The sequence below is a fragment of the Mucilaginibacter sp. P4_G9 genome (assembly GCF_056400985.1).
Genome location: NZ_JBFUKF010000005.1, coordinates 1 through 14287, shown reverse-complemented (window position 1 = coordinate 14287; position 14287 = coordinate 1). Strand labels below are relative to the sequence as shown.

Here is a 14287-nt window from a genome sequence, read left to right as displayed (position 1 = left end):
GTGTTTTAAGTTTACATCGATAAAATTTGGTTAACTACTTCCTGTAAAGGCCGGTGTGGTTTTTCGGGATTTAGCTTCTGGTTTTCATCCACCCATTTGCGCTCCCAGGAAAAGTAATCGGGTTCGGGAATGGTTTTGCCATCCAGGTTGCCACGCAGGTAATCAAAATAAATTTCCCAGCGGGGCAGGTAATATCCATCCATCAGGCCGGCCCATTCCTTATAGGCATACTCATGTAGGTTATCCTCTGTACGCACGTTTTCTCCCCAATAAGTAATCTGCATTAGCGCGTTTTTTAAATTATTTGCTTTTTCTTCGGCTGTATTTCCGTTAGCTACAGATTGTTTAAGATAAGTGTTGAGCCTAAAGTAAGGGTCGGTGTTCAACAGGTCATCCGTTAACTTTATCATGTGCAAAAACTTCTCGCTCGCCTCGTTAAAGGCCTGCAGATCCTTATTGTTGTATGCCATTGTTAGGTCATTAAAAACAAGGGTTCCTTTATTGGCCAGTACCTGCCTAACCATGTTGATGAGGTCTATTTTATAAGTTGCTGAATTTATAAGAGCAGGTGTAGCCCCGGCAAATTCTTTTACAGCATTTTCAAACTTTACAGTATCATAATTACGGGTAAGCGTACCCCAGCTGGAGATTGATTTAACTTTAAGTGCCGGCCTTGCGCAAAAGATAGATTCGCCGGCCCCTTCCTGGTAACCGGGAAGGCTTTGGTAAATTGTTTGTAAAAAGCCCTGCCAGGCATTGCTGGTATGCGTGTTACTTTTACCGTACCGATATTTGGCATACTCGTTAATCCAGTTCCGGGTATCTACATGTTCTTTACGCCAACCCAGTTCAAGCATCAAATCATAATCCGGGGGATTATTATTAATACCCTCGGGCATTATTCCTACGCCTTTCAGATAGTTGCTGTAGGTACTTTGCTTTGCCCTGTATATTTCATCGGCAAAGCGCTGTAATTTACCGTATACGCCCGGGCGTTCACCAAAATTGTTAACACTGCACCATATAAAAGGCGTGTTATCATAGGCATTACGCTTTTCCCAGTTGTTGGTAAATTCGCCAAAAAGCTCCTGCACCAATACTTTTGATTTATCAAGACCATCAAGCATAGCCTGTTTGGGGTTATCCTGCCAGCCCTGCAATACCCACGCCGAACCCGGATAATAATGTTGCATTGATGACTGTATGGAGGCTCCGGCTTTCTTGAGATCTATGCCATCGGTTTTGCCTCCTTCATGAAAAGGATCGCCTGCAAAAAAGTGAATGTTTTTGCCATATAATTTCTGCATTTCACTGTAATATATGCCCGCTATGCGGCTAAATTCGGGATCTGTAGGGTCAAGTATATCCGGCCTTTTAAACRCCCCCCAGTTACCCTGGTCGATGATACGCGCTTTACTCTTATTTTTTAATGAGCTGGGCACCATTCCATAAAAACCCTGCAACACAGGCTCTATACCCAACTCCTGCATTCGCTTTATCATTTTTTGCTGAATCAGCTTCCGGTTGTCAATCTGGCTTTGGGGCATTGGTCCTCCCCAGCCCTCAATATTGCCCATCAGCCACCAGGCGGTATAGGCCGGGCCAACTATAAAGTTGTTAATTTCATTTTCGGTGTACCCTATCTTCCTCAGGGTATTTTGCCATAYCGCTTCCATCCCTTCAACGGTAAGCATTGTATTAACCCCGTTAAGGGCCATCCAGTCAAGCTCCCGTTCCCAATCGGGCCAGCTGTAAAAGCTCATGGTATAATTATAGGTGCAATAATTTAATGCATAACGATATCTGGCCTCAGCCTGTACGGTTGTTTTTTTGCCAACAACCGGGATTGGAAACACAGGCGCCAGGTTATCGCCCATGTGCGACATAGATCGGTGGCAATAATATTTTAAATACCAGTTTACACCAACCGCGGCCGCGTTAGCCCCGGATGCGCTGATAACCAGTTTGTTTTTTACAGTTTGCAGTTCAACTAATTCAGGGCTGCTGGTTTTTACGGCTTTGAAAATGATATGATCGCTTAACCACGGAGCGCGCCTCTTAACCAATGCTTTTACTGGTTCAAACTGTTGGGCAAAAAGATGTATCGGTAAAAATAAAACAAGCAGAAAAGTTAGTTTTCGCATATGAAAGTATTGATTTTGAGGGTTAACATTCTCGAAACTAACTAAAATTTAATTGAAAAATAAAGCGCAGAACCATGCCCCTGGGCTATAAAACTTACGCAAACGTTTGATATGGCCTGTGCAAACGGTTGCGCTATTTTTCACTATTTTTTTAGATTATTATTTTGTTACCATTGTATTGTCAAGGCGATATTTTATCAAATGCCGTCTCCCCCATTGCTATATTAAAACCAGGTATCAGCCTTAATAACCGAATTCGTCCAGATGCACGGGGGCATGTAGACCATGACTATAAGGGGCGGCATTTTGGTGATTTTGACGGCAGTTTTGAGCGCCGTTTGCCATCAAAGGTAAAAAAACTGGATTTTGACTGGGAGGCATGCATGACAGTACCCGAAAATCAATGGGGATACACAAAATATGGGAATGCCATGTAAAAACCCCTTACGAAATAAAGGAAATGCTGGCAACCTGCACCTCAATGGGCGGAAATTTTGTGCTTAATTTCGGTCCCCAGCCCGACGACAGTATCCGCACTTATGAGCAAAACCTGGCTAAGGAAGTCGGTGCATGGATGAAGACCAATTCAGCCGCTATATATGGATGCGACAATGCCAGCCTGGAAAAACAGGATTGGGGTTATTTTACACAAAAGCCGGGCGACGGCAAGCTTTATATGATCGTTTTCAATATACCTGTCTCTAAAGCATTAAAATTAAAACTTCCGAAAAAACAACAATTGCAGATAACTCCCTTTTAACCGATAGCCATCAAAAATTCCGGATCGAGAAAACGTACGGGAGCGATTATTACCTGCATTTAGGGGACACAAAATTTACCCAGCCATTTGTGATAACACTACAGCTAAAAAAGGATTGATGTAAAAATTAAATAAGGCACCGGTCCAGGGTGCCTTATTTAAAATACTACCTAATCTTGTTCATCTATCTGATCCATTAGTGGTCAACAGTGAAACCGAAGGTGATTCATGATTTACAATCAAGCTAAGTCAAATCTGTCCAGGTTCATCACTTTATTCCAGACTTCTATAAAATCCTTCAAAAACTTATCCTGGGCATCTACGCTTCCGTATACCTCGGCCACAGCCCTTAGTTCTGAGTTGGAACCAAAAACAAGGTCTGCACGGGTTGCTGTCCATTTTACTTCGCCGGTAGCGCGGTCGCTACCTTCATAAACTTCCTTGTCAGCAGATGCCGCTTTCCAGGATGTGCCCATATTGAGCAGGTTTATAAAGAAATCGTTGGTGAGCACACCGGGGCGTGAAGTGAAAACACCATGTTTGGAGCCATCAAAATTAGTACCCAATACACGCAACCCACCTAACAATACGGTTAACTCTGGTGCCGTAAGTGTAAGCAAATGCGCCTTATCTATTAGCAACTCTTCGGTAGATACAGGTACTTTTGATTTGCGATAGTTACGGAACCCGTCGGCCGCAGGCTCCAGGTAGCCGAACGATTCCACATCGGTTTGCTCCTGCGAGGCATCCATACGGCCCGGTGTAAACGGAACCGTTATAGCCTGTCCGGCATCTTTAGCTGCTTTTTCAACACCTGCGCAACCGGCCAGCACGATCAAATCTGCCAGCGAAACTTTCTTGCCGTTGGCCTGCGCAGCATTAAATTCTTTTTGAATGGCCTCGAGTATGTTCAATACGTTTTGCAACAGCGCCGGATTGTTCACCTGCCAGTATTTTTGTGGAGCAAGGCGAATGCGGGCGCCATTGGCGCCACCGCGCTTGTCGGAACCGCGGAAAGTGGAAGCCGAAGCCCATGCTGTGGAAACCAGCTCAGATACGCTTAAGCCTGATTCCAATACTTTTGCTTTTAAAGCTTCAATATCACTTTCAACAATTAATATATGGTCAACTGCAGGAATAGGATCCTGCCACAACAGTTCTTCCTGTGGTACTTCCGGGCCCAGGTAACGTGCAAGGGGGCCCATGTCGCGGTGGGTTAATTTAAACCATGCACGCGCAAACGCATCTGCAAACGCATCGGGATTTTCCAAAAAGCGTCTTGATATTTTTTCGTAAGCCGGGTCGAGCCTCAAAGCAAGGTCGGTAGTAAGCATTGCAGGCTTATGTTTTTTTGTACCGTCATAAGCATCCGGAATAATGGCCTCGTCAGTTTTAGCAACCCATTGATGCGCGCCGCCCGGACTTTTTGTAAGTTCCCATTCAAAGCCAAACAGGTTTTCAAAAAAATTATTACTCCATTGAGTAGGCGTTTTGGTCCAGGTTACTTCCAGCCCGCTGGTAATTGTATCCGCACCTTTGCCAGAACCATAACTGTTGCTCCAACCGAAGCCCTGCGTTTCGATGCCGGCAGCTTCGGGCTCTTTGCCTACATGGTCGGCAGTTGCGGCGCCGTGGGTTTTGCCAAAGCTATGGCCTCCGGCTATTAATGCAACGGTTTCTTCATCATCCATCGCCATGCGTCCAAACGTATCACGAATGTCTTTAGCGGCCATAAAAGGATCAGGATTACCGTCAGGACCTTCAGGGTTTACATAGATCAACCCCATTTGTACAGCTGCAAGCGGTTTTTCCAAGTTGCGGGAGTGGATGTCGCGATCGGCATCATCGTCTGATACCAAGACGCCATGCTCCTCTTTTACGCCGGGTGAACCATGTGCATAACGCAAATCTCCACCCAGCCAGGTGTTTTCAGCGCCCCAATACACAGATTCATCAGCTTCCCATACATCTTCACGTCCACCGGCAAAGCCAAAGGTTTTAAAGCCCATGGATTCCAGTGCTACGTTACCGGTAAGGATCATCAGATCGGCCCATGAAATTTTGCGACCATATTTTTGTTTGATGGGCCAAAGCAGTCTGCGGGCTTTATCGAGGCTTACGTTATCGGGCCAGCTGTTAAGCGGTGCGAAACGTTGCAGCCCGGCGCCGGCGCCTCCACGTCCGTCGCCCACGCGATAGGTTCCTGCACTGTGCCATGCCATGCGGATGAACAACCCGCCGTAATGACCAAAATCTGCGGGCCACCAGTCCTGTGAGTCGGTCATGAGTGCATGAAGGTCGTTTTTCACAGCAGCGAGGTCGAGGCTTTTAAAGGCTTCGGCATAATTGAAATCTTCGCCCATCGGGTTTGATAAAGAAGAGTGCTGACGCAGGATACTCAGCTTTAACTGATTGGGCCACCAATCGTGGTTCCGGGTGCCACCACCGCCAACATTGTGTTTCATGCTGCCGTTGTGGAACGGACATTTACTGATGTCATTTGATTCTTTTTCCATAGTTATGAGTTTATATATTGAACACTTACCTGCACCCATTGATTGTACAGCGATATAAAATTATGACATTAGATAACACAATCACAATCAATTAATTCTATATCCAATAGTTAAAACTTATTAGATGGTAATCATTTCAGGCAAAATGAATATTAATACTTCCCATTGCGCAGGATAGCTAAGGAGAGAACTGATTTTTGCAGGGCAGGCAATAAAAGCTAAGTTTAACTTGTGCAAGGTTTTAAGTTTCATGGTTATGGCAAAAAAGTAAGGGCAGCGTAATTAACTTTATTTATCTTGTGTGCATTTATTGTAAAATGCTTGTTAACATTATCATCATATTGATTGCTTTACTTTGTTTAGAAAAGCTTTTGTATTTTAAGGCTGTATCGAAAATTAACGGGATATAAAGAATGATAAGTATACGCAGGCATGTTGTTAAGTATTTCTTCCTGAATTGCCTGTGGTTGTTTATGGGGATTTTGCCAGTAAGCCTTCATGCCCAGGATAAGCAATTATCCTATACAATGGCAATAAGTCAAAATCATCCCGATTCTGCACTCATTATTTTAAAGAAAGTATATGTTGTAGCTACAGAAAAAAATGATGTTTTAACAACTGGTATTTGTTTGCAGCAAATGGGGATGATTTGTTTTAACCAGGGTCACTATGCCCAGGCGCTTGATTTTTATTTACATGCCGATAAAATTTTTGAGGCATCAAAAAACAAGGAGCTATTAGCAGCCAATTTGAGCCAGATGGGTATATTATATTATTACAATAAAGAGATTGGTAAATCGCGTGCGTTGTATGATAAGGCCTTATCGATATATAGGCAAGACGGGAATTTAAAGGGACAGGCCGATATTTTTGGAAACATCGGTCATCTTTACGAAAAGCATCAGCAGTATGACAGCGCTTTTTATTATCAAAACCTTGCTTTAAACAAGTATCAAAAAATCAACTTTAAACAGGGCGCAGCTAAGATATACGAAAATTTAGGAAGCATTTATGAAGATCAGGCCCGTTATGATTCTGCTTATAATTGTTTCAACAGATCTTTACTGCTTTACCATGAAGCCCATAACGAAATAGGCAGCATTGAGGTTGTAAATAACCTTGGCGATATATTACGTAAAACCGGCCGGTATGAAGAAGGTTTAAAGCTATCATACAGGGCATTGGCACTTGCGCAACAAACCAGTAATACCTATCAGCTTGCTGCTGCCTGCAGAGACCTGGGTAAGGCCTACCAGTTAATGAACCGGCTGGATAGCGCCTACCATTATATTGAACTTAGCCGCAAATATTCGCTTGAGGTTTATTCAAAAGAAGGGGTTAATCAAACGGCCTTTTTGCAGGTGCTTTATGATATTAATAAAAAAAGCGACGAAATAGCAAGGTTAAACAACATACGTAAAACAAACCAGGTGATTACCATAGCCGAAATAATTGTGGTTGTTTTACTGGTTATTTTAGGCCTGGTTATTTTTAGCAGGCAGCGCTTAAAAATTAAAGATCAACGCGTACTTGCTGCACAGAAAGAATCGATTTTTGAGGCCCAGCGTGAGTTAATGAACCTGGAGTTAAAAAACAAACAGCTACAGGAAAATGCATTAAAACAACAATTGGAGCTAAAAGGGAAGGAGCTATCCAACCATACCTTAAACCTTATAAAAAACAATCAGCTGCTGGAGAGTTTGCGCAACACACTCCAGGAAATGGTTAAGGATGATAAACGCGATCAAAAGAAACAGATGCAGCAAATCATTCACCAGATAAACCAAAGCTTTAACCACGAACAGCACTGGAAAGAATTTACTGCCGCGTTTGAGCAGGTACATCAACGTTTTTTTGAAGACCTGAAAAAATACAGTAACGAACTTACCTCAGCCGATATGCGGTTAATCGCATTGCTTAAGATTAACCTCGACTCTAAAGATATTGCAACCCTGTTGGGAATATCTTTGGATAGTCTCCGGGTGTCGCGGTACCGCCTGCGTAAAAAACTTAATCTTAACCAGGGGGATAATCTATCCGCATTTATACAAACGCTATAAGCGTAATGCCGTTGGGGCGCCGGCCTTTCAAATCACTTAACATTATCTTAATGTAACGGTAATTAAATGATAATGTCGGTTTTTGTGCTTTGTATCTAACTCATTAACAGATTTTTATACTTTTTTGTTGCCATGCTGTATATGGTGCGTGTAACGGTGTATACTTTTTGTAACAGCCTAAATTTCAGTTAATGCCTCTTCCCGTTACACCTTTGCGACATAAAAAAAAGAGAACCCATTGTTGAATAAATCCATTTCGAAAAATGAATAAACTTATACAGATATTATTGATGTTTGTGTTTTGCGCAACAGCCGCAAGCGCTACTACATTAAAAGGTCATGTTTATGACCAAAGTACAGGTGAACCGCTTGTTGGGGCAACCGTTACCCTCGACAAGGCTAATAAAGCAACCGTAACAGGGCTCGATGGCTCTTTTGAGCTAAAGGGAGTTCCCGTGGGCTCATTTTCTCTTCGGGTTTCTTATATATCCTATAAAACTATCATCAGGGAGCTTGATATTAAAAAGGAGGATAACCCACGTGTGAAAATTTACCTGCAGGCTGATGGAAAAGACTTACAGGAAGTTTCTATAACATCAAAAAAGGATGGATCGGCAGAGCATGAAGCACGCCGTATTGAGCAGCAATCTGTACAGGTTATGAATATAGTATCGGGCCGGGCTATTGAAGCCTCTCCCGATCTTACTGTTGCCAACGTTATACAACGTGTGTCTGGCGTATCGGTTGAGCGCAACAGTAATGGCGATGCACAGTATGCCATTTTAAGGGGTATGGATAAACGGTACAATTATACGTTGGTAAATGGGGTTAAAATTCCAAGTCCCGATAATCAATATCGCTATGTTCCGCTTGATATATTTCCTGCCGACTTGCTGGAAAGGCTTGAAATATACAAAACCCTTACGCCGAACATGGAAGGTGATGCTGTTGGCGGTGTAGTTAACATGGTAATGAAAGATGCCCCAGGCCGTTTCCAGGTGAATGCAAATATAGCCGGCGGGTACAATCAGCTATTTTTTGACCGTAATTTTCTTAGTTACCAATCATCAGCAATAAATCATAAGTCGCCTTATGAAATTAACGGCAAAAATTACCAGGCCACGCAAAATGATTTTCCTAAAGGGACATTAAACTACGATTCAAAGAAATCAGCCCCAAACCTGGTAGGAAGTTTATCAATAGGTCAGCGGTTTTTTAATAATAAGCTAGGTGTTATTTTAGCAGGCAGCTACCAAAATACCTATAGGGGCAGTAACAGCACATTTTACAGTTCGGAGGTAAACAGTACCGACCAGTACGCAGTAATCACCAGCAAAAGCAACCGTCAATATTCAGAACAGCAAAAGCGATACGGCTTGCATGGAAAAATTGATTACGTGTTTGATAAAAATAACAAACTGAGCCTGTATAATGTATACGTAAAGTTGGATAATATACAGGCCCGGGACGCGGTATCTACCAATTACTCCACCGGTTATAATCCGTCGGCAGGCGATGCGGAATTAAGTTACTCTACGCGTACCCGTTTAACCGAGCAGCAAATATACAACAGCACTTTACATGGCGATCATAAGCTTTTTGATAACAAACTAAAGATCCAGTGGTCGGCCGTTTATTCATCAGCAAAAAACGATGTGCCCGATAATACAACTATTTCATTAAGCGGTGTACGTGATAATAATGTTGACAGGCGTACTGTGGTTGACCAAAGCACACATCGCTGGGAGCGCAACACCGATGAAGATAAAGCAGGTTATTTGGATATAACCTACACCGTACCGGTTGGCAGTGTAAATGTTGATTTTACAGCAGGTGGTTTATACAGGGATAAGCAACGCAGTAGTTTTTTTAATAACTACACACTTTACCCGATTAACACTACTGCACAGTATGGTACCGATTTTCAAAACTATACAGATGTAGCATGGGCCGTTCAAAACCCTACCGGCGCTGTAAATAACCCATTAACCTATGATGCTTCAGAGAAAACAAGTGCCGGTTACGGAATGTTTAAATTTACTGTTAATGCTTTGCAGGTAACCGGCGGCGCAAGGGTTGAGCATACCAACCAGGCATATAACCTGCTGTTTCCGGCAGGTGAGCTAAGGCCTAAAGGAAGCCAGGTATTTACCGATGTATTGCCAAGTTTAACGTTGAAATATAAACTGGGCGATAAAGACCAGCTGCATGCATCATACTTTAAATCGCTTAACCGCCCCGGGTTTTATGAAATAGTACCAAGTAAGGTGGTAACCGAAGAATACCAGGAACGTGGTAACCCCGATTTGAAACGCGCCAAAGCGGATAACTTTGATCTGCGCTATGAACTGTTCCCCGATGCATCTCAACAATTACTGATAGGCGCGTTTTATAAATCAATTAAAGATCCTATTGAATACACCTTCCAGGCCGATGCCACCCGCGGTCAGGATATCTATTATAGTCCGGGTAATTTTGGCACCGCACGCAACTATGGGGTGGAGATCGATTATATTAAATTCTTTAATAAATTTGGTATCAAAGCCAACTATACTTATACCCACTCACGCATTACCACGCCTAAAACCTCAAGGGTAATTAACAGCTCAACAGGCGATGTTGAAGCCATTTCTGTTGAGCAATCGCGCCCGCTTTATGGCCAGTCTGCACATATTGGTAATATTTCTTTACTCTATAAGGATACCAAAAAGGGTTGGGATGCCCAACTGGCTGGCGCTTATACCGGGCCTCGCATCAATACCGTTTCGCAGTTTTTAAATAATGACCTGTGGCAAAAAGGTTTTATACAGATGGACTTCTCGGCCGAAAAAAGATTTAAAGGCGGTATAAGTGTGTTTTTAAAAGCTGGAAATCTGCTCAATACACCAGCTAAACTCTTTATTAAAGGGACCAATCCCGAAAACCTTAAAATTCAGGAGAAGCTTGTATCAAACGGGCAAACGTTAATCCGCGAAGACTATTATAAACAAAGCTACCTGTTGGGTATCAGGTATAAACTATAAAAACATCATCATTTAAAAATATATAAAATGAACTTAAAACAAATTTCTGCAGGTATCGCATTATCGGTTGTGATTTTTGCAGGTTGCCAAAAAGCAAATATTGATGTTGATACAACCCCGGCCGATGGATCGGCCATTGGTGAGGTATCGGGTGTATGGGCAAAAGGAAGTACGCAGATGATCAAGGGAGACATTATTATCCCGGAAGGAAAATCATTAACCATTGAAGAAGGTGTGACCGTATTGATGGATACCGTTGCCAAGCCCGAAATTATTGTAAAAGGCAACCTGTACTCCTATGGTACTGCAGAAAACCCGGTTAAATTTACCGTGAATGATGCATATAAAACCACAGCCAAAAAATTTGGCAGGCTTTGGGGAGGGATACTTGCCGCAAAAAGTTGCGCCGAGCTGGTGCTTGACAACACCATATTGGAATATGGCGGTTCTACAACTTCTGATGCTTCAACATCGGTAAAGCAAGGTTTGTACAAAGCGGTAAGCGGCGAAAATTTGCCGGCATTATGGTTTTCAAATGTTAACGGGAAACTGGTGGTGATCAACAGCACTATCAGGAACTTTAATGAGGATTGTACCTATATTGAAGGTGGTAAAGTGATTTTTGCCAACAATTTATTTTATACTACAGGTATAACAGGCGGCGAGGCTATGAACTTTAAATCGGGATGTTTGGCAGATTTGGCTTATAACATGGTATACAGTACCAATACCAATGCCTTTAAGCTATCAAACACCGGCGACCGTGTACCACAGGCTTATATTATAGCCTATAATAATACCATGATCAACACTGGTTGGAGAAGGCCTACCGCAAAAGGCGGATCAGTTTGGCTGGAAAGTACCGTTAGGGCTGATTTGTATAATAATCTTTTTGCCAACACCCGTTTTGGTGTTAAAAGAGATACCAAGAAACCCGAGGATAAGCGGTCGGTGTATAGCAATAACTGGTATTATGGATTTGATCAGACTACCGTTAACCAGTTTCAGCCCAGCGCCGAAATTGTGGCAGGCGTAAATGATGTGATTGGCAAAAATGCAGGGGAGAATGATCCGCAATTTGTAAATTATCCACTTAGCATATCAACCGGCAATGCAGATTTTAACACCAGCTKGGATTTTCATTTAAAAGCAGGATCGCCCGCATTAACAAAAGGCATAACTACTTTCACCCGCCACCACGCGGCAGGTATTATTATAAATGGTATAACTTATAAATCGCCAGACCCATCGGTATTTGTAGGGGCCTTCGGAACAAAGTAGCAGGTAATTTACAATTCACTACAGGCGGTTTCTTTATAGCGACCGCCTGTTATTTTAACTTAATGAACAGATTTAATATTTTTTATATAGCGCCATTAGCTTTACTGCTATTTAACACGGCCTGCGGACAAACTGCTGCTGCCAATAAAAGTAATATCAATTTGCCAGGCATAAATTCGGCCGAAATAAAACCTGCAGTTATTACAGATCCGGTTGGGTTTGATACCGATGACCCTGCAATTTGGATTAACCGCRGTAACCCGGCGCAAAGCCTTATTGTTGGGACGGATAAAAACAGCGATGGCGCGCTTTATGTTTTTAACCTGGAAGGGAAAATAATAGCTAACAAAACAGTGAAAGGCCTTAAGCGCCCTAATAATGTGGATATAGCCTACGGCTTAATGTTAAATGGCAAACCAACAGATATTGCCATTACTACAGAACGCATAACACATAAGCTGCGCGTATACTCCCTGCCCGATTTGAAACCGGTAGATAACGGAGGTATAGAAGCATTTGCCGGCGAAACCRGTAATGAGTACCGCGACCTGATGGGTATATCAATTTATACTGCGAAGAATGGTAAGATGTATGCCATTGTCGGGCGTAAAAATGGTCCGCTTAAAGGAGGGTACATTTGGCAATATCTGCTTACAGATGATGGTACGGGGAATGTTAAGGCCCGCCTTGTACGTAAGTTTGGTGAGTATAGCGGTAAAAAGGAAATTGAATCAATTGCAGTAGATAATGAGTTGGGTTATATTTATTACTCGGATGAGCAAGTTGGTGTAAGGCAATATTATGCAGATCCTGAAAAGGGCGATAAGCAGCTTGCCATATTTGGAACAAGCGGTTTTATGGCCGACCATGAAGGGATCTCGGTTTACAAATTAACCGATACTACGGGATATATTTTGGTATCAGACCAGGGGGCAAACCGATTTCAGATATTTAGCCGCGAGGGTACAAAAAACAATCCTTTTGAACACCGCTTATTAAAAGTGGCAAATGTGGCTGCACGTCAAAGCGATGGATCTGATGTAATAGCTGTACCGCTTAATGAAATATTTAAACATGGTATTTTTGTAGTAATGAGTAATGATAAAACTTTTCATTATTACCGTTGGGAAGATATAGCCGGGAGTGATTTAAAAGTAAAATAATAAACTTTTTTATCAGGCGGCCATAAGTAAATCAGTAAAACCTTCAGTCGTAAGCCTGGAGGTTTTTTTGTTGGATGCTTTTGCTAATGGTAACGGAATCTATTAGTGTAGTCTCTTTTTGTGTTACATTAAAGTATTTACTATTGAGTACTACTTCATCATCACCTTTGCTTATAGTGATCTGGAGAAATCCGTACCCGGTATCGCAATAGCTCATCAGCATAACATCATCAAATTGCGGAATATCGGCTGTAAAACGCTCATCATCCAGGGTGGCTACACTGTGTAATTCGTCAAATCCGCCTGCTCCTGCTATAATAAAGGGAACACTTTTGCCATCAGCATAATTTTTACAAAACCTTTGATAGTTATGAACATGCCCGCTGAAAACAATATCGGGCCTTTTGCCAGCGGTCTCAAATGCATCCTCTAAAAAATTGATCATTGGCAGGCTTGAACCATGATTGATATCGGCAGAATAAGGCGCATGATGAATGCAAACTATCAGTATTTTTTCAGGATGATTAAGATTGGCCTGGCAGAGTTCATTAATAAACCAATTTTTTTGCTCATCGGTTATAATGCCAAATTTGGGTACATTACTGTGCAAGCCAATTATGGTAGCCAAAGGCGTTTCCATGGTCCAGTATATATTGGGCTGAACCATACTTTTGCGGTGGGTTTGATGGCTGAAAATAACAGGCCGGGATGTGGTATCACAAAACACCTTTGTAAAAGCATCAAGGCTTTTGTATGGATGAATGTTTAAGGGATTAACATCGCTATCATGATTGCCGGCTATCGCGAAAATGGGGCAGGGATAATTGTTGAAAGATTGGAAAAATTGCGGGTCATATTGTTCGGCTTCTCCGTAGTGGTAAACTACATCGCCCAGGTGATATAAAAACTGCGGACTGGTGCCCGCGTTGCCTGCTTTATTACATTGACCGGCCATGGTATTAGCTATCAATTGCTGCAATGCCGGGTTGCCCAGGCCCCCTGTATCGCCAATCATGTGAAACATTATGCGCTCATTATTTAAGTTGGGCACAATATCTTTTAACTGTAAATGGTATGGGTATTTGCCCGCAGGTGCAGGCAGCGGCTGAAATTTATAGGTATCGTCGGGCTGGTTTTTCTTAAAAACGGGGGTCTTATATTTAGGGGAATTGAGAGACGTCATTTTAATTATTGCAAGCCCAAAGGTACTAAATCAATATAAAGAGACGATTAAATATGCACCACCTGTGTTAATATAGATAAAAACTATAATCATTGTAAAATTAATAGAATTTATAGATGTGTTTGATTTAGCAGGTAATCTTGCAGTTGTTGTTGCC

9 protein-coding genes are annotated in these 14287 nt (G+C 42.3%); 6 read left to right on the top strand and 3 right to left on the bottom strand.

Annotated elements, in window-relative coordinates:
- Nucleotides 1-11 precede the first annotated feature (11 nt).
- The gene (locus tag AC1DPZ_RS01270) at nucleotides 12-2144 is read right to left on the bottom strand and encodes an alpha-N-acetylglucosaminidase (protein WP_477400693.1); all 2133 of its coding nucleotides are present in this window, start codon (nucleotides 2142-2144) and stop codon (nucleotides 12-14) included.
- 173 nt (nucleotides 2145-2317) lie between these two features.
- On the opposite strand from AC1DPZ_RS01270, the gene AC1DPZ_RS01265 reads away from it, so the two are divergent.
- Nucleotides 2318-2581 carry a hypothetical protein gene (locus AC1DPZ_RS01265; RefSeq protein WP_477400691.1) on the top strand — a complete coding sequence of 88 codons (264 nt, stop codon included), beginning with the start codon at nucleotides 2318-2320 and terminating at the stop codon, nucleotides 2579-2581.
- On the top strand, nucleotides 2548-2904 hold the full coding sequence (locus tag AC1DPZ_RS01260) for an alpha-L-fucosidase (protein ID WP_477400690.1): 357 nt from the start codon (nucleotides 2548-2550) through the stop codon (nucleotides 2902-2904). Before AC1DPZ_RS01265 ends, AC1DPZ_RS01260 begins: the two co-directional genes overlap by 34 nt.
- 239 nt (nucleotides 2905-3143) lie before the next feature.
- Here AC1DPZ_RS01260 and katG read toward each other — a convergent pair whose 3' ends face one another.
- Nucleotides 3144-5420, bottom strand: a complete 2277-nt coding sequence (katG, locus tag AC1DPZ_RS01255; RefSeq protein ID WP_477400688.1) for a catalase/peroxidase HPI — start codon at nucleotides 5418-5420, stop codon at nucleotides 3144-3146.
- A gap of 413 nt (nucleotides 5421-5833) precedes the next feature.
- On the opposite strand from katG, the gene AC1DPZ_RS01250 reads away from it, so the two are divergent.
- The 4 genes from AC1DPZ_RS01250 (at nucleotide 5834) to AC1DPZ_RS01235 (ending at nucleotide 12947) form a co-directional block, all read left to right on the top strand.
- On the top strand, nucleotides 5834-7480 hold the full coding sequence (locus AC1DPZ_RS01250; protein ID WP_477400687.1) for a tetratricopeptide repeat protein: 1647 nt from the start codon (nucleotides 5834-5836) through the stop codon (nucleotides 7478-7480).
- A gap of 263 nt (nucleotides 7481-7743) precedes the next feature.
- Nucleotides 7744-10503: a TonB-dependent receptor gene (locus tag AC1DPZ_RS01245; protein WP_477400685.1), complete on the top strand. Its 2760-nt coding sequence runs from the start codon at nucleotides 7744-7746 to the stop codon at nucleotides 10501-10503.
- Between the two features lie 27 nt (nucleotides 10504-10530).
- Nucleotides 10531-11784, top strand: coding sequence for a right-handed parallel beta-helix repeat-containing protein (locus AC1DPZ_RS01240; RefSeq protein ID WP_477400683.1), 1254 nt, complete (start codon nucleotides 10531-10533; stop codon nucleotides 11782-11784).
- Between the two features lie 62 nt (nucleotides 11785-11846).
- On the top strand, nucleotides 11847-12947 hold the full coding sequence (locus AC1DPZ_RS01235) for a phytase (protein WP_477400681.1): 1101 nt from the start codon (nucleotides 11847-11849) through the stop codon (nucleotides 12945-12947).
- A 43-nt stretch (nucleotides 12948-12990) separates the two neighbouring features.
- On the opposite strand, the gene AC1DPZ_RS01230 is transcribed toward AC1DPZ_RS01235, so the two are convergent.
- Nucleotides 12991-14130, bottom strand: a complete 1140-nt coding sequence (locus AC1DPZ_RS01230) for a metallophosphoesterase family protein (RefSeq protein ID WP_477400679.1) — start codon at nucleotides 14128-14130, stop codon at nucleotides 12991-12993.
- Between the last annotated feature and the right edge of the window lie 157 nt (nucleotides 14131-14287).

Excerpts from the sequence above, each read along its gene's own strand:
- AC1DPZ_RS01260 (WP_477400690.1), top strand. The coding sequence starts at position 2,548 with ATGGGGATACACAAAATATGGGAATGCCATGTAAAAACCCCTTACGAA.
- katG (WP_477400688.1), bottom strand. The coding sequence starts at position 5,420 with ATGGAAAAAGAATCAAATGACATCAGTAAATGTCCGTTCCACAACGGC.
- AC1DPZ_RS01250 (WP_477400687.1), top strand. The coding sequence starts at position 5,834 with ATGATAAGTATACGCAGGCATGTTGTTAAGTATTTCTTCCTGAATTGC.
- AC1DPZ_RS01245 (WP_477400685.1), top strand. The coding sequence starts at position 7,744 with ATGAATAAACTTATACAGATATTATTGATGTTTGTGTTTTGCGCAACA.
- AC1DPZ_RS01230 (WP_477400679.1), bottom strand. The coding sequence starts at position 14,130 with ATGACGTCTCTCAATTCCCCTAAATATAAGACCCCCGTTTTTAAGAAA.